This window comes from uncultured Rhodococcus sp. (assembly GCF_963525155.1).
Classification (GTDB): Bacteria; Actinomycetota; Actinomycetes; order Mycobacteriales; family Mycobacteriaceae; genus Rhodococcus_F; species Rhodococcus_F qingshengii.
The window spans coordinates 1-23046 of sequence record NZ_CAURKP010000087.1; the positions used below are offsets into that span (position 1 = coordinate 1).

General features: G+C 62.4%; 28 protein-coding genes and 1 pseudogene. 14 read left to right on the forward strand and 15 right to left on the reverse strand.

All coding sequences use genetic code 11. The features are described from left to right. Positions 1 to 182 precede the first annotated feature (182 nt). The 3 genes from RWT78_RS17640 to RWT78_RS17650 are packed head-to-tail and all read left to right on the forward strand — an operon-like array spanning position 183 to position 2635. On the forward strand, positions 183 to 1004 hold the full coding sequence (locus RWT78_RS17640; protein WP_003941629.1) for an alpha/beta fold hydrolase: 822 nt from the start codon (positions 183 to 185) through the stop codon (positions 1002 to 1004). 59 nt (positions 1005 to 1063) lie between these two features. After that, on the forward strand, positions 1064 to 2095 hold the full coding sequence (locus RWT78_RS17645) for a cupin domain-containing protein (protein WP_314676976.1): 1032 nt from the start codon (positions 1064 to 1066) through the stop codon (positions 2093 to 2095). A gap of 18 nt (positions 2096 to 2113) precedes the next feature. Beyond that, on the forward strand, positions 2114 to 2635 hold the full coding sequence (locus RWT78_RS17650) for a hypothetical protein (RefSeq protein ID WP_314676977.1): 522 nt from the start codon (positions 2114 to 2116) through the stop codon (positions 2633 to 2635). Positions 2636 to 2683: 48 nt separating this feature from the next. On the opposite strand, the gene RWT78_RS17655 is transcribed toward RWT78_RS17650, so the two are convergent. Then, on the reverse strand, positions 2684 to 3370 hold the full coding sequence (locus RWT78_RS17655) for a GntR family transcriptional regulator (RefSeq protein ID WP_003941581.1): 687 nt from the start codon (positions 3368 to 3370) through the stop codon (positions 2684 to 2686). Positions 3371 to 3498: 128 nt separating this feature from the next. Between RWT78_RS17655 and RWT78_RS17660 the strand changes: the two genes are divergently transcribed. The 3 genes and pseudogenes from RWT78_RS17660 to RWT78_RS17670 all read left to right on the forward strand — a co-directional run bounded on the left by RWT78_RS17660 (position 3499) and on the right by RWT78_RS17670 (position 6418). Then, the gene (locus RWT78_RS17660) at positions 3499 to 4419 is read left to right on the forward strand and encodes a rhodanese-like domain-containing protein (protein WP_314676980.1); all 921 of its coding nucleotides are present in this window, start codon (positions 3499 to 3501) and stop codon (positions 4417 to 4419) included. A 43-nt stretch (positions 4420 to 4462) separates the two neighbouring features. After that, positions 4463 to 5308: a hydroxyethylthiazole kinase gene (gene thiM / locus RWT78_RS17665; protein ID WP_314676982.1), complete on the forward strand. Its 846-nt coding sequence runs from the start codon at positions 4463 to 4465 to the stop codon at positions 5306 to 5308. Next, a pseudogene (locus RWT78_RS17670) lies at positions 5308 to 6418 on the forward strand (LLM class flavin-dependent oxidoreductase). Before thiM ends, RWT78_RS17670 begins: the two are co-directional and overlap by 1 nt. Here RWT78_RS17670 and RWT78_RS17675 read toward each other — a convergent pair. Together RWT78_RS17675 and RWT78_RS17680 are read right to left on the reverse strand one after the other, a co-directional pair. After that, the gene (locus RWT78_RS17675) at positions 6411 to 6761 is read right to left on the reverse strand and encodes an inorganic pyrophosphatase (protein WP_314676984.1); all 351 of its coding nucleotides are present in this window, start codon (positions 6759 to 6761) and stop codon (positions 6411 to 6413) included. The pseudogene RWT78_RS17670 and the gene RWT78_RS17675 overlap by 8 nt on opposite strands. Before the next feature lie 2 nt (positions 6762 to 6763). After that, positions 6764 to 7543, reverse strand: coding sequence for an AraC family transcriptional regulator (locus RWT78_RS17680; RefSeq protein ID WP_314676985.1), 780 nt, complete (start codon positions 7541 to 7543; stop codon positions 6764 to 6766). A gap of 56 nt (positions 7544 to 7599) precedes the next feature. On the opposite strand from RWT78_RS17680, the gene RWT78_RS17685 reads away from it, so the two are divergent. Beyond that, positions 7600 to 7992 carry a VOC family protein gene (locus tag RWT78_RS17685; RefSeq protein WP_314676987.1) on the forward strand — a complete coding sequence of 131 codons (393 nt, stop codon included), beginning with the start codon at positions 7600 to 7602 and terminating at the stop codon, positions 7990 to 7992. 72 nt (positions 7993 to 8064) lie between these two features. On the opposite strand, the gene RWT78_RS17690 is transcribed toward RWT78_RS17685, so the two are convergent. The 5 genes from RWT78_RS17690 to RWT78_RS17710 all read right to left on the reverse strand — a co-directional run bounded on the left by RWT78_RS17690 (position 8065) and on the right by RWT78_RS17710 (position 11454). Then, entirely contained in the window at positions 8065 to 9108 is a 1044-nt protein-coding gene (locus RWT78_RS17690; RefSeq protein WP_019748933.1) for an alpha/beta hydrolase family protein, read from the reverse strand. Positions 9109 to 9259: 151 nt separating this feature from the next. Next, positions 9260 to 9598: a DUF3349 domain-containing protein gene (locus RWT78_RS17695; protein ID WP_314676990.1), complete on the reverse strand. Its 339-nt coding sequence runs from the start codon at positions 9596 to 9598 to the stop codon at positions 9260 to 9262. A gap of 11 nt (positions 9599 to 9609) precedes the next feature. Further along, positions 9610 to 9936 (reverse strand): DUF3349 domain-containing protein, encoded by a 327-nt coding sequence (locus RWT78_RS17700; RefSeq protein ID WP_003941653.1) that lies wholly within the window; start codon positions 9934 to 9936, stop codon positions 9610 to 9612. A gap of 34 nt (positions 9937 to 9970) precedes the next feature. Further along, positions 9971 to 10252 (reverse strand): hypothetical protein, encoded by a 282-nt coding sequence (locus RWT78_RS17705; protein WP_003941641.1) that lies wholly within the window; start codon positions 10250 to 10252, stop codon positions 9971 to 9973. Positions 10253 to 10266: 14 nt separating this feature from the next. Then, positions 10267 to 11454 (reverse strand): inorganic phosphate transporter, encoded by a 1188-nt coding sequence (locus RWT78_RS17710; protein WP_003941590.1) that lies wholly within the window; start codon positions 11452 to 11454, stop codon positions 10267 to 10269. A gap of 187 nt (positions 11455 to 11641) precedes the next feature. Between RWT78_RS17710 and RWT78_RS17715 the strand changes: the two genes are divergently transcribed. The 3 genes from RWT78_RS17715 (at position 11642) to RWT78_RS17725 (ending at position 13229) form a co-directional block, all read left to right on the forward strand. Beyond that, a complete protein-coding gene (locus tag RWT78_RS17715; protein ID WP_037129725.1) occupies positions 11642 to 12037 on the forward strand; it encodes a PPOX class F420-dependent oxidoreductase in 396 nt (131 codons plus the stop codon). A gap of 96 nt (positions 12038 to 12133) precedes the next feature. Beyond that, positions 12134 to 12592: a DUF5994 family protein gene (locus RWT78_RS17720; protein WP_003941615.1), complete on the forward strand. Its 459-nt coding sequence runs from the start codon at positions 12134 to 12136 to the stop codon at positions 12590 to 12592. A 319-nt stretch (positions 12593 to 12911) separates the two neighbouring features. Beyond that, the gene (locus RWT78_RS17725) at positions 12912 to 13229 is read left to right on the forward strand and encodes a hypothetical protein (RefSeq protein WP_314676994.1); all 318 of its coding nucleotides are present in this window, start codon (positions 12912 to 12914) and stop codon (positions 13227 to 13229) included. 42 nt (positions 13230 to 13271) lie between these two features. Here RWT78_RS17725 and RWT78_RS17730 read toward each other — a convergent pair whose 3' ends face one another. After that, complete coding sequence (locus RWT78_RS17730) at positions 13272 to 14213, reverse strand: alpha/beta hydrolase (protein ID WP_314676996.1); 942 nt, start codon at positions 14211 to 14213, stop codon at positions 13272 to 13274. Between the two features lie 110 nt (positions 14214 to 14323). Here RWT78_RS17730 and RWT78_RS17735 point away from each other — a divergent pair, with 110 nt between their 5' ends. From RWT78_RS17735 to RWT78_RS17745, 3 genes are all read left to right on the forward strand, one after another. After that, the gene (locus RWT78_RS17735; RefSeq protein ID WP_314676998.1) at positions 14324 to 15100 is read left to right on the forward strand and encodes a YafY family protein; all 777 of its coding nucleotides are present in this window, start codon (positions 14324 to 14326) and stop codon (positions 15098 to 15100) included. Continuing rightward, positions 15097 to 15288 carry a hypothetical protein gene (locus tag RWT78_RS17740; RefSeq protein WP_314677000.1) on the forward strand — a complete coding sequence of 64 codons (192 nt, stop codon included), beginning with the start codon at positions 15097 to 15099 and terminating at the stop codon, positions 15286 to 15288. The genes RWT78_RS17735 and RWT78_RS17740 overlap by 4 nt, the downstream gene beginning before the upstream one ends. Before the next feature lie 122 nt (positions 15289 to 15410). After that, the gene (locus tag RWT78_RS17745; protein ID WP_042445829.1) at positions 15411 to 16031 is read left to right on the forward strand and encodes a YdeI family protein; all 621 of its coding nucleotides are present in this window, start codon (positions 15411 to 15413) and stop codon (positions 16029 to 16031) included. A 144-nt stretch (positions 16032 to 16175) separates the two neighbouring features. Here RWT78_RS17745 and glnA read toward each other — a convergent pair whose 3' ends face one another. Further along, positions 16176 to 17612: a type I glutamate--ammonia ligase gene (glnA, locus tag RWT78_RS17750; RefSeq protein ID WP_003941609.1), complete on the reverse strand. Its 1437-nt coding sequence runs from the start codon at positions 17610 to 17612 to the stop codon at positions 16176 to 16178. Positions 17613 to 17825: 213 nt separating this feature from the next. Here glnA and RWT78_RS17755 point away from each other — a divergent pair, with 213 nt between their 5' ends. Then, on the forward strand, positions 17826 to 18299 hold the full coding sequence (locus RWT78_RS17755) for an RDD family protein (protein ID WP_314677004.1): 474 nt from the start codon (positions 17826 to 17828) through the stop codon (positions 18297 to 18299). A gap of 71 nt (positions 18300 to 18370) precedes the next feature. Here RWT78_RS17755 and RWT78_RS17760 read toward each other — a convergent pair whose 3' ends face one another. The 5 genes from RWT78_RS17760 to sucB all read right to left on the reverse strand — a co-directional run. Beyond that, a complete protein-coding gene (locus RWT78_RS17760) occupies positions 18371 to 19126 on the reverse strand; it encodes a DUF4191 domain-containing protein (protein ID WP_003941625.1) in 756 nt (251 codons plus the stop codon). Positions 19127 to 19202: 76 nt separating this feature from the next. Beyond that, positions 19203 to 20213, reverse strand: a complete 1011-nt coding sequence (gene lipA, locus RWT78_RS17765; protein WP_209908925.1) for a lipoyl synthase — start codon at positions 20211 to 20213, stop codon at positions 19203 to 19205. A 51-nt stretch (positions 20214 to 20264) separates the two neighbouring features. Beyond that, the gene (gene lipB, locus RWT78_RS17770; protein WP_007730040.1) at positions 20265 to 21026 is read right to left on the reverse strand and encodes a lipoyl(octanoyl) transferase LipB; all 762 of its coding nucleotides are present in this window, start codon (positions 21024 to 21026) and stop codon (positions 20265 to 20267) included. Positions 21027 to 21055: 29 nt separating this feature from the next. Next, positions 21056 to 21943: a TIGR01777 family oxidoreductase gene (locus RWT78_RS17775; RefSeq protein ID WP_030537054.1), complete on the reverse strand. Its 888-nt coding sequence runs from the start codon at positions 21941 to 21943 to the stop codon at positions 21056 to 21058. Between the two features lie 120 nt (positions 21944 to 22063). After that, a partial coding sequence (gene sucB, locus RWT78_RS17780) for a 2-oxoglutarate dehydrogenase, E2 component, dihydrolipoamide succinyltransferase (RefSeq protein ID WP_314677009.1) occupies positions 22064 to 23046 on the reverse strand: 983 nt, incomplete at its 5' end.

Consider the following 23046-nt stretch of genomic DNA (forward strand, 5'->3'; position numbering starts at 1 on the left):
CCCTTTGACTGAAGGCTCCGGCCCGGCACCACGCTTCGTGGTGTCGGGCCGGAGTCTTCTGCCCCCACGCACATTTCTGTCGATCGATGAGTCGACTGCCCCCGTAGTGGGCACTCGCAGAGTGAGGAAACCGGGCACCGTGTCCGGATCTCAGTCCACGACTCGACAGAGAAGAGCAGAGCATGCCCTACATCACCACCTCCGACGGAACCGAGATCTACTACACCGAGCACGGCGTCGGCCGGCCGATCGTCCTCAGCCACGGGTGGCCGCTGAGTTCTGACGCGTGGCAGGTCGAGATGAAGTTGTTCGCCGACGCCGGATACCGGACCATCGCGCACGATCGTCGAGGACACGGTCGCTCGTCGAAGACGTACACCGGCAACGACATGGATACATATGCCAAGGACCTGGCTGAGCTGATCGACACACTCGACCTGAAAGACCTGGTCCTGGTTGGCCATTCGACCGGCGGCGGGGAAGTGGTCCGGTACGCGGCGCAGCACGGCAAAGGGCGCGTGGCCAAGGTGATCACCGCCGGCGCCGTACCGCCGATCATGGTCAAGTCGGACGGCAACCCCGAAGGCACACCGATCGAGGTCTTCGACGGCATCCGTGAGGGAGTTCTGCGAGACCGATCGCAGTTCTACAAGGATCTCAGCGAGAGCTTTTACGGCGCGAACCGCGAAGGTGCCGACGTCTCGCAAGGTGCGAAGGACGACTTCTGGCGGCAAGGTATGTTGGTCAATCTCGCCGCGGCCTACGACTGCGTCAAGGCATTCTCGGAGACGGACCAGACCTCCGATCTCGAAGCCATCGACGTTCCGTTCCTCATCGCTCAGGGCGACGACGATCAGATCGTGCCGATCGGCGCAGCGGCCGAGAAGGCGATCAAGCTGGTGAAGAAGGGCACGCTGAAGGTGTATCCGGGCGCACCCCACGGCATCTACGGCTCATATCAGAAGACACTGGACCAGGACATTCTCGCGTTCATCGAGGACTGACGTCAGCGAGGCGTAAGGACCGGAGTCGAAAGGACCAGAGTGGGAAGGATAAAATGGCCATGTCTACACACGTTGCCTCACTACGCAATGGCCCCAGTGTCTTCGAGAACGAACTCGGGTCGATCTCGCAGCTCGACACGAGTTCGTTGCCGATCCTGTCCGGTCTGTCGATCAAACGAATTGTTCTCGGTCCCGGCGCGATCCGTGAACCACAATGGAACGTCAACGCGAACCAGATCGCCTACGTCACCAGCGGAACCGTGCTCGTCTCGATGTTGGGCAATGCTGACGAGTTCGCCAGTTTCGTGGTGCGAGCGGAGCAGATGTATCACGTCGAATCCGGCGCGATTTATCACATCGAGAATGTCGGAGAGGAGGAGGCGGAGATCATCGCCGCCCTGCGTACTTCTCTGCCGCAGCACTTTTCGTTGCAGAGTAGCGTCAGCGCAATGTCGAACGCGGTGCTCGGCAACACGTACGATCTCGCCGCATCGGCCTTCGACGTCTTCGGTAGAGCCGATGCGTCCCAGATAGTTCGGCGGGACGGCGCCGCCGTCGTTCCCGATACCGCCGGCCTTCCCAACGCGCATCTTTTCGATCTCGAAGGCCAGATCGCGCCTCTCGCATATCCGTACGGACAGGCGAAAGTGGCGCGCAAGCAGTATTGGGCGGCGCTGGAGGATCTTTCGATGTACTCGTTGACAATTCGCGAGAGTGGGATGCGTGAGCCACACTGGCATCCCGTCACTGCCGAAATGGGATACGTGCATCGTGGTCACGGGCGGATGACGGTCCTCGATCCGGACGGTTCGCTCGACACCTACCTACTGGAGCCCGGTCAGGTGTATTTCGTTCCGCGTGCCTATCCCCATCACATCGAGGTTCTAGGTGACGAGGACATCAACTTCCTCATCTTCTTCGACCAGCCGACGCCGGGCGACATAGGCTACCGTGCAACGGCTTCCGCGTTCTCACGCGGCGTTCTCTCGGCCTCGTTCGGTGTTCCGGAACGGGATCTGCCGCACTTTCCTTTCACCCCGATCGATCCGCTCATCGTCTCGCGGATCAATCCGATCGACCGCCAGCACTGACCGGCAAGGACGCCCATCATGACCACCACGCTCACCGTGACCGATCACGGGACGATGCTCGACTTCACGTACGAGGACGCCCTCCGCTATCACGGTCCGCAGGCCCCGGGCGGCGTGGCCCATGCCTACAAGGTTCTCGAGCGTGCTCTCGGTGTGTTCGGCGCGGAGGGCTCCGTCGAGCGTCGTGACCTGGTCGTGGCCACCGCACACGGCGGACCAGGAGTGCGCGATGCGTTCGAGTTGGTCACGCGCGCGGTGACCGAAGGGCGGTACACCGTTGACAGATCCTTGGCCAGGCGTGAACGTGGAAACACGCTCGCGCTGTATGTATTTCGGATCACCTATCGCGGCGCGAGCGTCACGCTGACTGTTCGGGAGGGGTTCGTCGTCGACGAGTTCATCACTCTGTCCCGTAAGTCCGACCGGACGGCCGAAGACGAGTCACGGCTGACAGAGCTCAAGCAGGAGATGGCGGATCGAGTGATGTCGAGCCCGGCCGAGAGCGTGTACGACGTCGACACCGGCACGCTCCCCGTCTGAGCGACGGCGGCGCAGGCGTCGGCGTGCAGAAATCTGGGCTGTCTGAAGTCAGCGGCTGGCGAACATCCTTATTCGTTGGTCGCGGCTGCGCTCGAGATGGTTGCGCATGTGACCACGTGCGGACGATTCGTCCCGGGCGCGGATGGCGTTCAGGATCTCTTGATGCTCCGAATTGAGCAGGTCAGGTTCGCCGTAGTTCGACGGCGGGCCGCTGTCGTAGATTCGCAGTTGGGTGGTGAGGCGGATCAGCAATGAGGTGATCGTGGAATTGTGGGCGGCCTGCCAGAGGGCCTCGTGAAACTTGAAGTTTCCGGCACGAACCTCGGTACCTTCTGTTGCAGTGCAGCAGAACTCGTGCAATCCGTCCAGGCGGGCAAGGTCGAGATCGCTGTGGCGGAGTGCGGCGGCGCCGGCGGCTTCCGATTCGAGGGCAACCCGCGCTGCGTAGATTTCGATGACGTCCTCGGGTGTGCCGGAACGGACACGAAAACCGCGGGCGGCTCGTTCGAGTAGACCGTCGTGCGCGAGCCAGTTGAGTGCCTCGCGGATCGGGGTACGCGATGCGCCGTACGATTCGCACAATTGAGTCTCGTGCAGCGGAGAGCCCTGGGGGAACTTGCCGGCCAGGATGTCGGCTCGCAGGCGCAGGTACTGCCGCGAGGTCTGATCGGACCGGCCCAGCGCAGCCTCCGGCACCAGCAGATCGGTGGTGCTCGTATCGGCGTCGAGATCCATGTGTCCTCATTCCTGTGCATGCAAGTAGAGCGCGTTCGATTATGCCATCGGCGACGAGTGAGTACTTGCGTATACGCTAGTACTCATTTAGGTTCGTGCTTGTTCGTTTCCGAGGGAGAGGGTCTGAAGTGGCTGGAGAGACCGCGTCGCCGATGGTGAGTGCTGCTGAACTCGACGCGATGCTGCGCGAGGGAGGCGTCGCTGTGCTCGACGCGACGGTTCATTTTCCTCCCGCGCGATTCGACGGCGACTATCGCCCGGAGTCCGGGTACGACGGCTGGGTTTCCTCGCACATCCCGGGTTCCCGACACGTCGACCTCATGGACGTCTTTTCCGAAAGGGAAGCGGCGCTGCATTTCACACGACCGTCAACGGAGCAGTTGATTTCCGATCTCCAATCCAGTGGTATCGAACCGGGTGCGACAATCGTGATCTACGACCAGGGTTCGACCACTTGGGCATCACGGCTCTGGTGGGTGTTTCGCAACGCCGGCGTCGAAGCAAGGGTCCTCGACGGTGGCCTCGCCGAATGGACTCGATGCGGCTTCGCCCTCGCGAGCGGCGACGACGTCACCCACACGTCGGCGTCGAAGCGTTGGAGCGTGACGGATCTGGGCCTCTGGGTCGATTTACCTCGCGTTGCGTCGCTGTCCAGCGGCGGCGAAGCCGGAACGCTGGTGTGCGCTCTCGCGCCTGAGCAGTACGAGGGAACGGAGAAGACGAGATACTCGCGACGCGGACACATTCCGTCAAGCGTGAATCTGTCCGCGAAGAGTCTCCTCGACACCGACTCCAGGATGCTTCCAGTCGAGGAAGTGTTGTCGAAATCGGCCGACGTTCTACCAACCGCCGCCGACCCTGTCGTGATCTATTGCGGCGGTGGAGTTTCGGCGTGTCTGACAGCACTTGCGCTGATCCGCGGCGGTTATGAGGACGTCAAGGTCTACGACGGCTCGTTGGAGGAATGGACTGCAGATCCGGTTTTGCCGATGGTTGTCGGCGGTGAGCCCGGCGGCGCGCTTGCGGATGTTCGATGTCCGCGGTCCTGAATCGCCGCAGTCCTCAATTACCTCCCGTCCTGAAGGAATTCTCATGTCTGACACTGTCTCTGTCGAAACCGTCGCGTCGGCGATCGACGCACTCCGCGATCAGGTACCGCTCGTCCAGTCGCTGACCAACATCGTTTCTGCGAACTTCTTGACCAATGTTCTGCTCGCTGCCGGCGCAAGCAACGCTCACATCGACAACGTCCACGAAGCGGGTGGGTTCGCTGCCATCGCCGGGGGAGTGCTCGTCAACCTCGGAACGCCGGACGACGGGACAGCCGAAGCTTTCCTGATAGCAGCAGAAGCGGCCCGAACTGCCGGTACGCCATGGGTTTTGGATCCCGTCGGTGTCGGCGGACTACCCTGGCGGAGCGGTATCGCTGTGGATCTGCTGCGCTTTCACCCCAGCGCCATCCGCGGGAACGCATCGGAGATCATCGCTCTGGCCGGACTCGGCGGTGACACCCGCGGCGTCGACAGTGCCTCCGATTCCGCCGACGCGGTGCCCGCCGCTCTGTCACTCTTGAAGCGTGCGGATGCCGTGTCGGCATCCGGACCGGTCGACTACATCGTCGGCCGCGATGCGGGCGGTGACACCCAGGGCATCCGAGTCTCCGGTGGCAGCGCGCTGTTGCCGCGCGTGACCAGTACCGGTTGCTCTCTGGGCGGTCTTGTCGCCGCCTACCTCGCCGTCACGTCGACCGCGCTGGACGGATTGGTTGCCGCGCACACGCATGTTGCCGTGGCATCGGAGATCGCCGAGGAAAATGCCTCGGGCCCCGGTTCTTTCGCGGTCGCATACCTCGACGCGCTCTACAGCGTGAATGCGGACACCATCCGTTCGCGTGCCCGAATCGAATCGTTCGACCTGCCGGCTGGAGTGCAGAACTGATGGGCATCAAGACATTCTGGTATCTCACCCAGGCAGACGGGGACTACCCGTGGAGCCCCGGTGGGCTGTTCCCCCGTGGACGGGGCCAGGCAGATCGAGCTCGCGAAGACCATCGACGACGGCGGATTCGAAGGTGCGCTTGTTGCCACCTGGCCGAACGATCCGTTCATCTCGGCGACGTGGGCGGCAGCGCACACCACGCGCATGAAGTTCCTCGTCGCCGTCTACGCGAACATGACGCCGGTGCGACTGCTGGCGGAGAAGGCATTGACTTTCGACGCCTTCAGCGGCGGCCGACTGTTGATCAACTCGGTCAACGGACGCGAGAACATCCTGACCAAGTACGACATGAACGTGCCCCACGACGAGCGTTACGAGTTGGGGGAGCAGTACTGGGCGGACTTCCGCCGCATCTACGCCGAAGGCACGGAGTCGAACTTTCCCAACACACCACTGCGTATCGATGCGCCCGCTGGGCATCAGGTTCCGCTGTGGGGTACCGGTGATTCGCCTGCAGGCCTGGCGAATTCAGGCAAGGTGCTCGACACCTATCTGGCGATGTTGCGCGAGACTTCGTTCATCGAAGACAAATTCTCTGCCGCACGGGCGGCGGCGGAGGCAGCCGGGCGCGAGTTCACCGACTTCGGTGCGCTCACCGGTGTGATCGTTCGCCCCACCAAGGCGCAGGCGCAGGACCGGTTCCGTTCGTTGTTCGAGAAGACGGGCGTCGAGCAGATCGCTCATGTCTTGGACAACGCAGTACGTCGTCGCACTCAGGGGAAGCAAGACCTCAAGACTTTCACCGCTCGCGACGCTCAGCGGCAGGGCTGGGCGGACAAGATTGCTTCCGGCCGACTTCCGGAACCGGAGGAGTTGTACGTCGGTGACGGGCTGTACGCGGGTATCACGGCGTGGTCACCCCTCGACATCTTCGGCACCGGGTCATCGGCGGTGTACTACGTCGGCGATCCGGATTCGATCACGGACTCGGTACGCACGCTTCGCAGCCGAACCGGTTTGACTGCACTGATCCTGGCAGGTTGGCCTCTGATCGAGGAAGCGAAGTGGGTTGCGGAGCATCTTGTTCCGCGATTCGACGAACTCAGCTGACGGCGCGCCGCAAGACAGTGGCACCGAGACCTAGAACGTCGCGGAGAAATATTGTGGCAGTGTCGATTTCAGGCGCAGTACATTCGAGAAGGATCTTGACTTCCACGTCCTTCTTGACGATGTCGGCAATAACGGCCGCGGCGACAACACCGTTGCCGACAGCCGAGCCTCGGAACAGATCGATCCCGTCGCCGTCCGCGCTGACCGTGCCGTCGAGATAGCCGTAGTCGAGCGGATAGATCGCATCGGGGTACCGCGGGTGTGCCGACCCTCGGGGGCGATCGATCACGACAGCTGACGTGGCAGCCAGGTGATCTAGGGCGGAGAACAGGTCTTCGCTCATCGTTACCGGTGCTCGCGCAGTAGCTGAGTCGGTGTCAGACCTGCCAGCGATCGCGTATCGCGCGCGAGGTGGGCTTGGTCGGCGTAGCCGGCGCGGCCGGCCAGTGACGACAACGACAGATCTGCGCCGCGGCTGAGAGTCAACACGTCCTGCATTCGTTGCACCTTCTGAATCAGCTTGGGTGACAGCCCGACCGACGACGTGATCGAGCGTCGAAAATGACGTTCGGAAACTCCGAGGTCTGCAGCAATCTCTCGTATCGGCGTCGAAGGGGAGGAGATGAGCGCGGAGTAACCACGCTCGATTCCGTGGTCGGGTTCCAGTCCGCGCCACAACTGGCCCAGTAGGTGAGCGTCGACTGCCTCGTGGCGCAGGGCGTCGGCAAGTACCCGCGCTTGTCTGGAAGTGAGGATGTCGTCGAAGGCGATCTTCGAATCCTGCACCGCGTCGGCAGCTGTGCCGAGCAGGCTCCGCAGAGCCGGTGGATTGATCCGGATGCCCCACATGGTTGTACCGGCGGCGACCGAAACCAGATCGGCACCGGTGGCAGGTCCGACGAGCCACGACTTTCCGGTGCTGTCGACGATGAAGTCGGCGCAGAGATCGGGAAGAATTCGCTTTGCTTCCGTGGGCGTATGGGCTTCGCTGATGCTTTTCCACGTGCAACTGAACAGGCCGGCCGAACCGGTGATCCGAGTCTCGACATAGGTGTGGCCGTTTTGTTCAAGACTCGACGCTACCGTCCGACTACCGTCAAGAGCGAGGGTGTCAGTGCCGGTCATCAGATCATCGTCACACACTCGCCGATCACTTCTCGACCCGAAACAGGAGAAATACCGTGTCCGTCTCTCCGAGACTCGATCTCGTCGGAATCGTCACCAACGATCTCGCGCGTTCCCTCGCGTTCTACCGAACCCTCGGGCTCGACATTCCGGCAACACCCGCTGACGCTCCACACGTGGAGTTCACTTTCGACAGTGGGCTTCGGCTGGCCTGGGACGCGCTGTCCACCATCGCGAGCTTCGATCCGGACTTCGCTGTCGGGGAAGGTCGACACCCCGTCGCTTTGGCCTTCGATTTCGGGACACCCGCTGCAGTCGACGAGGCGTATCAGCGCATCACAGCCGACTTCCCCGGACATAAAGAGCCATTTGATGCCGTGTGGGGCCAGCGCTACGCCGTTCTTCTCGATCCCGACGGCAATACCGTGGATCTCTTTGCCGCGCTCTGATGTCGAACGACGCAGGCCCCGACCGAATATCGGTCGAGGCCTGTGGTTGTCGGTGATCGAGTAGTTGTCAGTTCACCAAGCGTTGAGGGTGTCGAGGATCTGGCCTCGGGCCTTCCACAGTTCTGCACCCCAGTACGGCCACGAATGAGTGCCGTTGGCTGGGAAGCTGTACGTTGCCGGAATTCCCAGGGAGTTCATGCGCAGTTGGAATGCCCGTGAGTTCATCAAGGCAAGGGCCTCGAGCCCGATGGCACTACCGGTATTCACGAAGTCGACGGGCCGACGCGGTTGATCGAACTGCCCGGGCAGGCCGCTCGCAGCGGATATGTACAGCGAGAGCCCAGCCAGTTCGGGTGCAAACACGAAGGGATCGTTGCGGAGCCAAGCGGGGTTCCACGGCGGTCCCCACATTGCATCGACATTGAAGGACCCGGCGCTGACCATGGCCACGCGGATTGCTTCACGCATGCCTGGAGCTGAGATGTTGAGGTATCCCGAGAGCGATCCGGCGAACTTGAACTGATCGCGGTGATAGGCGGCGAGCGTCAGTGCCGCGCTGCCACCCATGGACAATCCGAGCACACCGTTGTTGGTTCGGGAGACGCCGCGCGATTCCAGATAGGCGGGAAGTTCCTGGGTGAGGAAGGTTTCCCATTTGTACGTGACCGGCTGGCGATTCAAATTGCTGTTCGCATACCAGTCCGAGTAAAAGCTGGACTGCCCGCCGACCGGCATGACCAGCGTGACGTTGTCGCCACGATACTGCTCGAGAGCGTTGGTCTCGAAACTCCATGCGTTTCGGTCGTCGCGTGCTCGTAGGCCATCGAGAAGATAGAGCGCCGCGTTGCCGCCGCGCGAAGCCCACTGGATCTGAACCTTGATCGGTCCCATCGACGAGTCTACGAACACTTCCTCGTAGCCACCGGCCGGGGCGGTACGCGCGGGCGCTGCGGTCGCTACCGATCCGCTGATCAGGCCTGCGGTCAGGGGGAGTGCGAGTGCTGTCGCGGCGAGGCCCAGGATCCGACGCTTGATTCGTTTCGAAATGCGGTTTCTCGAAATATCCGGGTTCGAAATATCTGGGTTCTTCGCCAAATCTGTGTGAGCCTCGTGCATGTATCACTCCCGCCCCAAAGGTGCTTGCACACCGAAATCCGACCGAGCCCCCCGAGGCGCGGAATTCCTTATGACACTAAGTGGTCTGTATTGACCTCGACGGCACCGTTACTGGTTCGTTATCAAACTGGTCTGATTTACCGTAATGCCGTCAGGCGTCGTCGACCGGAGGTTGCGCCTCGATTTGCCAACCTCCACGAATCAAGTGTTCACGCACCCGAGCGACGTCCGATTCGTGCGGAATATCGTCGGTGACCTTGGTGATGAGGACGCCGATGTCGATCGGATCGACCGAACCGGGAAAGTCGATCGGATCGACCGGAAGCGGAAAGCCGGCGACGAGATCGTCAGCAAGAACGGCGATCTCGTCGTCGGACAGTTGTCGCCGGAGCAGGGCCATCAAAGGGACGTAGTCCTGCTCCGGCACACCGTTCGGATACCCGGCACGCAGCCAGCCGAGTATCGAAACCAGAAGTGGTGGAAGACTCAACGAATCGAGCTTCAGTGGTTGTCGAGATCAGCGAGGGGCCACCCGGCGGCAGCAAGGACGGAGGCAACGCGCGCGATGTCCTCGTCCGAGGGAGTCTGGCTCGTCAGATCGGCGATCTGAGCGCTGATCTCGTCGCTCGAGATCACCTGGTCGCTGTTGACGTCGCTCAGTTCTGCGAGTGCAGCGCCGATGGCAATGTCTCGAATTTGCGCGTCCGAGAGTTTGCGTCGTAGCAATGCGACCAGCGGAATGCGGTCCTTGGGCGGTATGCCTTCGGGGTAGCCGGCGCGAAGCCAGTCAAGAATGGATTGAGGAAGGGATGGAGTCGGTGCAGTCACGGTGATGTCTTTCCGCTCGTGAGGGCGCACGGGATCAGAAGATCTCGATGCCGAATGTGTGGCTGAGGAAGCCCTGCATGATGAAGAGGATTCCGGTGACGATCGCGATGAGCACGACCGCGAAGCACACCACTGCGCCTGCCACGGCCAACGGACTGCGAGCCGCGACGGCAGTGCTCCCGCCGCCACTGCCACGTTGTCCGGCGTCGAGCGACTTCAGGCCGATTGCGAAGATCGCTGGTAGTCCGGCGCCCAGCAGGAGGCCGACCAGTACGACCTGCCAGAGCGAGTCGACGGTGTTTTTCAAGATATCCATGTCGATTCCCTCTTTCAGGCTTTGACGTCGGTGGTGACGCGGGCGTCCGGACCGGGGACCTCTGCGGGTACCAGGCCGCCGTCCCACTCGGCGTTGACGTTGCTCGGATCGATGGGCTCCTTGCGGGAGCGCAGGTACATCCAGCCGGCCAACGCGATGAGCACGGCGAAGACGACCAGGACACCGGGCAGGCCGCCGACGATGTTGGCCAGTCCCCAGCACAGAGCGCCGACGATCGCAGCGGACGGGAGAGTGATCAACCAGGCGACCGCCATACGTCCGGCGACGCCCCAACGAACCTCGGCGCCCTTGCGTCCCAGACCGGTTCCCATGATGGAACCCGTCGCCACATGGGTGGTCGAGAGGGGAAGGCCGAGGTGGCTGGAGGTGAGAATGATTGCAGCAGAGGATGCTTCGGCTGCCATGCCCTGGGGTGCGGCAATCTCGACAAGTCCCTTGCCGAGCGTGCGGATAACTCGCCAACCGCCGAGGTAGGTTCCAGCAGCGATCGCGAGCGCGCAGGTGAGCTTGACCCAGAACGGCATGTCCGCGTCGGCGGAGATGGTTCCGTGGGCTACCAGGGCGAGGAAGATGACGCCCATGGTCTTCTGAGCGTCGTTGGTGCCGTGGGCGAGGGAAACGAGTGAAGCCGAACCGATCTGGCCGAGTCGGAAACCCTTGTCCTTGGTTTCTTCTCCGACGTTGGAGGTGATGCGGTAGATGAGCCAGGTGCCGGCCGCGGCAACCAAGCCGGCTACGACGGGAGCGAGAACTGCGGGGATGACAACCTTGCTGAGGACGCCGCTCCAGGCGACACCGCTCATTCCGAGGGACGCGATTGCGGCGCCGATCAGTCCGCCGAACAGCGCGTGTGAGGAACTCGAGGGGATGCCGAGCAACCACGTTGCCAGGTTCCAGATGATGCCGCCGACAAGGCCGGCGAAGACGATGGTGAGCAGCGCTTGGCCACCCACATTTCCGAGGTTCACCACACCCTTGGCCACGGTGGCAGCAACCTCTACCGAGAGGAAAGCTCCGACCAGGTTCAAGGAAGCAGACAGAGCGACTGCCACCTTGGGCTTGAGGGCGCCGGTTGCAATCGACGTGGCCATAGCGTTGCCAGTGTCATGAAAACCGTTGGTGAAGTCGAACCCCAGAGCGGTTACGACGACGACGAGGAGAACGATGAGTTCCGCATTCACGAGAAGTCATGTTCCAACACCGGCGGGCCACAAATCGACCTGAGACGGGGTCGTTCCGCGACATTTCCACCACTCGGCACCTGTTGTTCACCTTCGTCCGGATAATTGCCCGTTTTGAAACGCCTGAGGCAGAGAAAATTCATTCGCGTGCATGGTCGTGGAGGTTGTGGAGGCATACGCTCGTCTCATGTCCCTGGGCGAAGAGAAGACGATCTCGGTCACCACATTCCGTAAGAGCGGTGACGGCGTAGCCACGCCGACGTGGGTCGTGCCTCTGCCTGACGGACGTATCGGCTTCTGGACTTCCTCGAAATCGGGTAAGGCCAAGCGGCTGCGGAACAACCCACGCGTCAGCGTGGTGCCGTGCAACAACCGCGGAAAGGTTGCCGACGGTGCGTCGCCGGTCACCGGGACCGCTCAGTTGGTGAGCGGTGGAGCAGAATTCGACGAGATCCGCAGCAAGGTCAAAGCGAAATACGGTGTGATGGTGCCTATTTCGAAATTCTTCAACACCCTCGGTCACATCGGTAATGGTCCGTTCCCGTACGGCGACACCGGCGTGATCATTTCCGTCGACGCGTAGTCGGGATTGCGTAGCGGAGTAGTCTGAAGGTATGGAACCCACGACCGGGCACCTCTGCCTGACGGTTCCACGAATCCTCCGTCAAGGAGCCTCGTCATGGCGCACATCAGCACTCTCGACTATGCAATGGAAGCGCCGCAGCGCCATGTCGGGCAACCTTTCCCGTCGCCTACGCGGACTCCGCGATTCCTGCTTCGTGGGCAAGGTGCCGTCAAGGCATCGGTTGACGGCGCGTGGTTCCCGTGGACCACGAACGTCACGGCGGAGCTTCACGATCTGATATCCGCACTTTCGCTGAGGTTGGGGCCGATCGCGCGGGTTGCGTTCGACTGGAACACGATCAGCAGCGCGCAGCGTCGTATCGACGAGGTCGACGGACTGGAAGTGCGGGGTCCGTACCCTGGCCAGCCCCACGATTTGATGTATCTCGACGACATCTATGGTCGTCAACTCGTTTTGATGATGATTCCGCCGTACACGGATCCGGACCGCGCGTACGAGATCATGCGGCGGTTGGTTGATCCTGGCCGCAGCGAAACCTATCGGGTGCAGTGAGATTTTTCTGACGTGCGGGGTCGAATCTCTCGATTCCTGAACATGCGTCCAGTTTGTCTGGTTTGATGGTTCTCGTAACCACGATCTCAGGCGCATTCCTTCAGGTCAGCGCTTGGGCGCGGCAGCTTGACTCCCTGCCGTGTCGTCGGTCCGGCATGTCCACCACCCTCCCACTGTGCGTGAGCGCCGGACCAGAGGAAGCCCCGCCCTCCCCACGGGGGTGGGGCTTCTACTCTGTTCGGGCTGTGCGGCGTTCGCATCGCCGAATCCGCCCGCTTGTTCGGCAGTTCGGGACGCCCTGGCCCGTAGCATCGCCACCGTGAACATTTCCCTACTCGGTGCGGCGGGGCTTCAGGACTGCGCCGACAGTGGAATGGACTGCATGGACGGATTCGGGGCATTCGTTCTTCTGTACGGCGGCGGATTCATTCTCGCCTTGATTTGGATTTCCCTGTGTCTTGTCGGAACGGCCGATGTGGTTTCCGTGTCCGGGCGAGTCGGTGTGTGGCGCGCTGTCGCCTTCTCTGTCGGGATTTGGCTTGTGCCCATCGTCGGGTTGAGTGCATGGTTTGTTTACCGACGCTCTCGCCAAATCTCGAAGAAGGTCGCTCCGGATCAAGCCCCCTACTGGACTTGAATGAGACTGACATTTTCACTGAGACCGCACCTAGCCTTGAAACTATGTGGCATCCTGCCGCTGCAGCCAGTTCAAGATCGCTTGGTTGGTCTCTTCGGGTCTTTCTTGTTGGATCCAGTGACCGCAGTCGAGATTGACTACTTCCACATTGGGCACGAACTCTGCCAGGTTCTCAGCTCTCGCGATCGCGTCACGGTCGCCGTAGATCATGAGTGTGGGCTGTTGGATGATCGGGTCCACCTCCGCCAGCAGATGCCAGTTGCGGTCAAGGTTCCTGTACCAGTTCACACTGCCCGTGAATCCTGTCGATTCGAAGGCGGAGACGAAAACGGCCAATTCTCTATCGCTCATCAGGGGCTCACCGAGTGGTGTCTCTGCTTTGGCGAGATCGATCAGCGCCATACCCGGCTGAGGTTCCCTGAGGGGTTCGTTCTTCCGGTACAGGTTGCGGAGGAACCGGAAGGTGTTGTCTTCGAACACCGCGTCCGCGACGCCCGGCTGTCGATTGAAATGGACGAAGTAGAAATCACCGCCAAGCACGGCTTCCATGAACTCAATCCACGGCTGCTCTCCGCGATCCTGGTAGGGCAGGCTCAGGTTGATCACTTTGTTTACCCGGTCCGGGTGCAACAGGGTAAGGCCCCACACGACAAAGGCACCCCAATCGTGACCGACAAAGGTGGCATCGTCGTAGCCGTAGTGATCGAGTAGTGCGATGAGATCACCCGCCAAATGTTCGATGTCATAGTCCGTCACTTCGGTCGGGCGTGATGAATTGCCGTAGCCGCGTTGGTTCGGGACGATGACGTGGTAGCCCGCCTCGACAAGGGCGGGCACCTGGTATCGCCAGGAATAGGCGTGCTCTGGCCATCCGTGACACAACACGATGGGTTTCCCGGCATTGTGTCGCCCTGCTTCGAAGACTTCGAGTTCCACGCCGTTCACTGGGATGAGGACGGGCCTGGGGAAGTCGGATGGATTCACGGATGCTCCTTTGAGTCGAGTACCGATCTCGTGTCTGGATCGACCGGTTGCTCCGACGATAGGGAGCATCGTGGACACATAAAGTCCTAGATCGCTGGCAATCTGAAGAAATGCGGAACGATCCCACAGGCCGAGCACTGCAACTGCTCTCGCTCCTTCAGACTCATCGCTTCTGGCACTGTGCCGAACTTGCCGCACGACTCGATGTCACGCAGCGGACGGTACGCCGCGACATCGATCGCCTACGCGACCTCGGCTATCCGGTCGATTCCACGTCCGGAAAATACGGGGGCTACCGACTTGCAACGGGGGCGCACGTGCCGCCCTTGATCCTCGACGATGACGAGTCCGTGGCCGTAGCCGTCGGACTGCGCTACGCCGCCGAGGCTGCCATCGGCGGCCTCGAAGAAACGTCGCTGCGCGCGCTGACGAAGATCGAAACACTCCTGCCCCATCGACTTCGCCGACGTGTGTCGGCATTGCATTCGAGCGTCAGTTCCATACGGCGGGCAGATGACGACATCGTCGATCCCGAAGCACTCAGTGTGCTCGCTGCGGCATGTCGTGACCACGAGCACGTTCGTTTCGACTACCGGCGAGGTGATGGCGAGAGCAGCAGACGGCTCGTCGAGCCGCACCGCCTTGTCACGGCGGGACGTCGTTGGTATCTCGTAGCATGGGACCACCATCGTTCGGATTGGCGAACATTTCGACTGGACCGGCTCTCGGAGCCCTGGCTGGCAGGCAGTCATTTCACTCCCCGCGAGATACCGGGCGGTGACGCGGCAGGCTTCGTCGCGAGATCAGTGGGCTCGCCACCCCGTCACCACGATGCAAAACTCGCCATCGAAGCCACGTTCGCCGACCTCGCGGGCGTACTCAGATGATTGACCACACACCGATCGAGGTGGCAGCGGACCGCTGCCTTGTCCAGATCCGCAGCGAGGATCTCGGCAGGCTCGCCATGACGGTTGCGCGCATTGCGCTCACCGCCCCAGTGGTCGTCATCGAACCAACCGAGCTCGCCGACGCCGTCAGTCGGCTCGCCCTTCACCTCAGGGTCTCGCCACCATGACAGTCAGAAGAGGATTGCGCGACAAGACCATTCACGTCCAAGTTGCCGCGGGGACGTGTTCCCTGCGCAGGCCCCTCGTCTATCGAGACACGTATCCGATTCCCTCTAGGCTTGGAGAGTAAGTGACCGATTCGAAATCATCGCCGCCGGCTTCCGTCCACCCCCAGACGTGGAAGTTCGACTACCCGATCATCCACGCCGAGACTCGCGAACAGTGGCGAACTTGGTTGACGGACAATCACACGTCAGGCCGCGGAGTGTGGTTGTGCTCCTGGCGCACCACCACCAGCCGACCACGCTGCCCCTATCCTCAGGCCGTTGAGGAAGCGATCTGCTTTGGGTGGATCGATTCCACCAACACCGTCTTCGACGAAGAGCGCAATTTGCAACTGTTCACACCGCGGAGACGCAAGAGTTCCTGGACCCGACTCAACCGCGAACGCGCAGCTGATATGGAGGCGCGTGGCCTCATGACCGCTGCTGGTCGTGGTGCCATTGCTGCCGCGAAATCCACTGGTTGGTGGACGATTCTCGACCAAGTCGAAGACCTCGAGGAACCATCTGACTTGCAGGCGGCGCTGGACCTGGACACGCAAGCGCGAAGCAACTGGGACAGTTTTCCGCCCAGCGCCCGCAAACAGATGCTGTGGTGGATCGTCAGTGCCGCTCGAGACGCAACACGGGCAGGTCGAATCGCCCATATTGTCAACAATGCGGCCATCGGTCAACGTGCCCGCGGCTGATCCGCGATTCGACCGCGTCCGGTATGAAGGCCGGTCATCATCTGTCCGAAGGATCTCCCTCGGACCGAAACAAGTCCACCCGCCCCGCAGAAGCGGGACGGGCGGACTCGGTACTCGCAGGTCTGACTTACGTCAGGATGCGGATCACACGTCGTAGTAGAGCTCGAACTCGTAGGGGTGCGGACGCAGGTTGACCGGAGCGATTTCCTGCTCGCGCTTGAGCGAGATCCAGGTCTCGATCAGGTCGGTGGTGAAGACGCCACCCTCGGTCAGGTACTCGTGATCGGCTTCGAGGCGGTTGATGACCGTCTCGAGGCTGGTCGGAGCCTGCGGGATGTTGCGAGCCTCCTCCGGGGGAAGCTCGTAGAGGTCCTTGTCGACCGGAGCCATCGGCTCGATCTTGTTCTTGATGCCGTCCAGGCCGGCCATCATCTGTGCAGCGAAGTTGAGGTACGGGTTACCCGAGGAGTCGGGTGCGCGGAACTCGAGACGCTTTGCCTTCGGGTTGTTGCCCGTGATCGGGATACGGACAGCTGCCGAGCGGTTGCGCTGGCTGTACACGAGGTTGATGGGGGCTTCGTAGCCCGGCACCAGACGGTGGTACGAGTTGATCGTCGGGTTGGTGAAGGCCAACAGCGACGGAGCGTGGTGCAGGATGCCGCCGATGTAGTGGCGAGCCATGTCCGAGAGGCCTGCGTAGCCGGACTCGTCGTGGAAGAGGGGCTTGCCGTCCTTCCACAGGGACTGATGGACGTGCATGCCCGAGCCGTTGTCACCGAAGAGCGGCTTCGGCATGAAGGTTGCGGACTTGCCGTGCTGCCAGCAGGTGTTCTTGACGATGTACTTGAACAGCTGCAGGTCGTCAGCAGCTGCGAGCAGCGTGTTGAACTTGTAGTTGATCTCCTGCTGTCCGCCGGTGCCGACCTCGTGGTGGCCGCGCTCGAGCTCGAAGCCTGCGTTGGTCAGGTTGGTGGAGATTTCGTCGCGCAGGTCCACGTAGTGGTCGTACGGAGCGACGGGGAAGTAGCCACCCTTGGCGCGAACCTTGTAGCCGAGGTTCGGGGAGCCGTCGGCGTTGGTCTCTGCGCCGGTGTTCCAGGAACCGGAGATGGAATCCAGTTCGTAGAAAGCGGAGTTCATGCCGGAGTCGTAGCGAACCGAGTCGAAGATGTAGAACTCGGCCTCGGCGCCGAAGAATGCGGTGTCCGCGATGCCGGTGCTGACCAAGTACTCCTCGGCCTTGCGGGCAACGTTGCGCGGGTCGCGGCTGTAGGACTCACGGGTGAACGGGTCGTGCACGAAGAAGTTGATGTTGAGGGTCTTCGCCTTGCGGAAGGGGTCGATCTGCGCCGTGGTGACGTCGGGAAGCAACATCATGTCGGACTCGTGGATCGACTGGAATCCGCGGACCGAAGATCCGTCGAATGCGAGGCCGTCCTCGAACACGTCCTGGTTGAAAGCAGACGCCGGGATCGAGAAGTGCTGCTGGACGCCGGGCAGGTCGCTGAACCGAATGTCGACGTACTCGATGTTCTCGTCCGCGATGTACTTGATGACCTCTTCGGCCGTGGTGAACGCCACGCTTGTGCTCCTTAAGTCGCTTCAGCCAAGTGATGTCGGTTGAATCCGTCGAGGCAGACGGTAGGGAGCTGGTGTTGCCCGCTCGTCAACCCTTTGTTTCGGCAGTGTTACGCGTCGCAGCATCCTGGGGATTTCCGAAGTCCATGTGACCGGCCACACAGTTAAAACCCGGCAAATCTGGACTACGGTGCTGCGACGCCTATCCTGGACAGCATGGCACGTATCACCGGAACTTGGCTCTCTGGGCCGCAAGCAGCTTTGCCGAAGAGCGCGGACGGCCGGGAGCAGTCGTACCGTGGCGAGCTCCTCGGTTTCCCTCAGGACGGTCCGGGTTCTCTGGTCGGTTCGGGCCGTCGTATCGCGGCACTGTTGGTGGATTGGGTGATGGCTGTGGGAGTGGCCTCGCTCATCACCGGTGACTTCTTCGACGGTATGACCTCGACTGTCACTCTGATGGTGTGGTTCGCCGTCGGTGTCGTCACGGTGGCGCTGTTCAACTTCACCCCTGGGCAGTTCGTCCTCGGACTTCAGGTTGCGCGTATCGAAGGCCCGATCCGAGTGGGCTTCGTGCGCGCGCTCGGGCGTCAGGCGCTGCTTGTGTTCGTGATTCCCGCGACCATCACCGACATCGACGGTCGCGGTATGCAGGACCGCGCGACCGGCACTTTGCTCGTGAAGTCGCGCTGACACAAACTTCTCGAACGAGGAAAGACCCGGGTCCGTGTGGGCCCGGGTCATTCGTTTTGCTGTAGGGAGTGTCAGCGACGACGAATGGTTCGCTGCATTCCTTTCATCTTCGCGCCTCCGGGCATCGGGCCCTTGGGAAGCGCTGCTCCGCCGCCGCGTGCGCTGAGCGCAGCGAGGCGACCTTCGATGTTGTCCATGCGCTTGGTGTCGATGTTGCGGGGCAACTTGTTCAAGTAGCGCTGGAGCTGCGAGAGCGGAACCTGGCCCTCGTCGTTGCCGATGATGATGTCGTAGATCGGGGTGTCGCCGATGAGGCGGGCGGTCTTCTTCTTCTCCTGCGCGAGGAGGCCCTTGACGCGTTGCGGCGAACCCTCGGCGACGAGGATGACACCCGGCCGTCCGACGACGCGGTGAACGGCGTCGAGTTGGGTGGTGCCGGCGACGGCATTCGTGACGCGCCACGCGCCCTGCATGTTGTCGAGCGCCCACGCAGCGGCACCGGCCTGACCTTCAGCCTTCTTGTACACCGATTTCTGGACGCGACGACCGAAGATGATGAAGGCGCCGAGGAGACCGAGAACGATGCCGATCGGCAGCAGGAACCACTGAAGGCCCCAGATGAGGCCGACCAGGAAGAAGACCAGAGCCGCACCGACGAGGGTGCCGATCATCAGCGGCAGGAGGAGCTTGTCGTCCTTGCGCTGCATCTGGAATGCCTGCCAGAGCTGCGTTCTACGTTCCTTGGAAGCCTGCTTGCGGGCAGCCTTCGCTGCAGCCTTTGCCTCTTTGGTGGGTTTGCCCTTACCGGATTTGCTGCCGTTCGCCATGTACCCAGGATACGTCCATTGCTGTGCGCCTTTACTAACCGCCCGCGGTTAATAAAGGCGCACAGCAAAAAGTGGATCAGCGATTCAGGCGCGCCATGAGTGAGCTGGCTTCCTGGGAAGCGTCGCCGCCCTCGGTCAGATGACGCTGCGCCTCGGGAAGTTCACGGCCGTGATGTGCCATGGCCTGCGCATACAGGCGGCCGGCGCGGTACGACGAGCGAACCAACGGACCGGCCATGACGCCGGCGAAGCCCAGCTCTTCTGCAGCCTTCGAGTGTGCGACGAACTCCTCGGGCTTGACCCACCGCTCGACGGGGTGGTGCCGGGGCGAGGGTCGAAGGTACTGGGTGATGGTGAGGATGTCGCAACCGGCGGCGTGGAGATCTGCCATCGCCTCGGTGACCTCTTCAGGGGTTTCGCCCATGCCGAGGATCAGGTTGGACTTGGTGACCAGTCCGTAGTCGCGTGCTGCGGTGATGACGTCGAGGCTGCGCTGGTACCGGAATGCCGGACGGATCCGCTTGAAGATGCGGGGGACGGTCTCGAGGTTGTGTGCGAGGACCTCGGGGCGTGAGGCGAAGACCTCGTCGAGCAGTTCGGGCTTGCCGTTGAAGTCCGGAACCAGGTTCTCGACGCCGGTGCCCGGGTTGAGTTCGTGGATCTTGCGGACGGTCTCGGCGTAGAGCCAGGCGCCGCCGTCGGGGAGGTCGTCGCGGGCGACGCCGGTGATCGTGGAGTACCGAAGGCCCATGGCCTGAACGCTTTCCGCGACGCGACGGGGCTCGTCGCGGTCGAGGGCTTCGGGCTTGCCGGTGTCGATCTGGCAGAAGTCGCAGCGGCGTGTGCACTGCTCACCGCCGATCAGGAACGTGGCTTCGCGGTCTTCCCAGCATTCGTAGATGTTGGGGCAGCCCGCTTCCTCGCAGACGGTGTGCAAACCTTCACGCTTGACCAGGCCCTTGAGTTCCGTGTACTCGGGGCCCATCTTTGCTCGGGTCTTGATCCAGTTGGGTTTGCGTTCGATGGGCGTCTCCGCGTTTCGGATCTCGAGACGGAGCAGCTTACGTCCTTCTGGGGCGATAGTCACGACAGTGATCCTACGCCCGGTGATTACTGCAACGGGGTTCGGGCGAGCCCGTCAGCTGTACTGAACGGTAGTAAAAGTCGGAGTAGGCGAGGCGCTTTCGAAGGTGACGCGCTCGACGTTCCGTTCGGTGACGGGCATGGTTCCGTCGAGAGCAGCGATCACTGCCTCGGTCACAGCGGGAGTGACTTCGTCCACGGTGACGTCGCGACCGAGTTCCTGCGACAGTGTCGTGACCCCGGCGTCACGGATGCCGCAGGGAATGATGTTGTCGAATCCGGTCAGGACCGAATTGCAGTTCAGGGAGAAGCCGTGCAGTGCCACGCCCCGTTGGACGCGCACGCCGATGGCAGAAACCTTGCGCTCGGGCTTCCATTGCCCGTTTGCGAGTTCGGCGGGCAGCCAGACGCCGGAGCGGCCGTCGATGCGCCCGCAGTTCAGGCCGAGGTCCGTGCACACCGTGATCAGTGCTTCCTCGATGCGTCGGACATACCGCACCACGTCGATGGGCTCGGCCAGTTTCACGATCGGATATCCCACCAGCTGGCCGGGGCCGTGCCAGGTGATCTTCCCGCCGCGGTCGACGTCGATGACAGGCGTGCCGTCGACGGGACGATCTTCGGGTTCCGTGCGTCGTCCTGCCGTGTACACCGGCGGGTGTTCGAGGAGCAGTAGCGTGTCCGGTCCGATGTCGTCCGCCCGCGCAGCCGCGAGCTCACGCTGGCGGTCCCACGCGGCGTTGTAGTCGATCGAACCGAGTTGCTCGACGGCGATCGGCAGTTTCGAGAACCGGGCGGAAACGGCAGCGCTGCTCATGGACGTAGAGATTACGCCCGACTTCGGAATCAACCGAGTGCGGCCGCCAGCGCTTCGCCGATCGTGTTGTGGCGGAAAGAGAATCCCGCCCTTTCCAAAGCTGCGGGAATGGCGCGCTGGCCACCGAGGATGCCGCTCTTGGCGAATTCTCCGATCAACGCTTCGAGTGCGAACCCGGGAACGATCCAGGGAGCCGGGCGGTGGACCGCACGGGACATGGCGTCATTGAACTGGGCATTGGTGACAGGGGCCGGACCGGTCAGGTTGACGGGACCGGAGAGTTCGGAATTCGTGAGCGCGAACTTGATCGCGTCGCACTCGTCCTCGAGTGAGATCCACGGAAAGTACTGGCGACCGTTGCCCAGTCGCCCGCCGAGGCCGAACGAATAAAGGCGCCGAAGCCGACCGAGCATGCCCCCATGAGGTGAAATCACGACGCCGGACCGCAGATTGACAACGCGGGCACCCGCCGCACGCGCCGGTTCGGTGGCAAGTTCCCAATCGCGACACGTCGTGGCGAGAAAGTCGGTGCCTGCCGGCGAATCCTCGTCGACGATCTTGTCGCCGGTGTCGCCGTAATAGCCGACGGCGCTCGCGTTGGCGAGGACGGGAACCTTCTGACTCGCGACCGCTTCGGCCAAGACGTCGGTCGCGACGATGCGGCTGTCACGGATCGCTTGCTTGTAGGAACCCGACCACCGTTTGTCGCCGATGCCGACGCCGCAGAGGTTCACGACGGCGTCGGCGCCCTGCAGGACGGAGAGGTCCAGACGGTCGTGGTCCGGGTCCCAACGCGATTCGTCGGGGCCGGCGGTCGAGCGTCGCACCAGACGCACCACGTCGTGGTTGTCGGAGCGCAACGATGATACCAAGGCCGTTCCGATCAAACCGGACGAGCCGGCGATGACTACTCGCATTCGGAAAGCCTCCTTCGATTCAGCGTGCTTCGATATCCGAACGTATATCTCCGACCGTACTGAAAAAGCCGGGGCGCCACCTCCTGATGGAGATGACGCCCCGGCCGGCCGAGCAGTTGCTTACAGGCCCAGATCAGCTTCGAACGAGGCTTCTTCCAACCGCTGCTTCACAGTGGTGAGGAATCGGCCGGCGTCGGCGCCGTCGACCAGACGGTGATCGTAGGTCAGCGGCAAGTAGATCATCGAGCGAACGCCGATGGACTCGTTGCCGTTCTCGTCGGTGACCACCATCGGGCGCTTGACGATCGCGCCGGTTCCGAGCATGGCCGCCTGCGGCGGTACCAGGATCGGGGTGTCGAACAGCGCGCCCTGGCTGCCGATGTTGGTGATGGTGAAGGTGCCACCCGAGAGCTCGTCCGGCTTCAGGCCGCCCGAGCGTGCACGCTTGGCGATGTCGGCGATGGCGCGGGCCAAGCCGGCCAGGCCGAGATCGCCGGCGTTGTGGATGACGGGGGAGAGCAAGCCCTGATCGGTGTCCACTGCGATGCCGAGGTGCTCAGCGTCGTAGTAGGTGATCTGCTTGGCAGCCTCGTCGTAGCTGGCGTTGATGTTCGGGTGCGACTTCAGCGCCTCGACGACTGCCTTGGCGAAGAACGGAAGGAACGTCAGGTTGACGCCTTCGCGCTCGATGAAGCCGGCCTTGGCACGGGCCCGCAGGGCGACGATCTTGGTGACGTCCACCTCGAAGGTCTGCGTGAGCTGAGCGGTGTTCTGCAGCGACTCACGTGTCTTGGTGGCCGTGATCTGCCGAATACGGTTGGCCTTCTGCGTGGTTCCACGCAGGTGTGCCAGTTCGGGTCGGACGCCTGCGGCTGCGGTGGCGGCCGGTGCGGCCGCGGGTGCTGCAGCAGGAGCAGCGGCGGCGGGAGCCTTCTTGGCCTCCGCAGCGGCGAGCACATCCTGCTTGCGGATGCGGCCGCCGACGCCGGTGCCGGTGACGGTCGCGAGGTCGACGCCGGTGTCCGTGGCGAGCTTGCGCACGAGCGGGGTGACGTACGGGCTGCTGTCACCGGAGGCTGCTTTGGCAGACGCCGGTGCGGTAG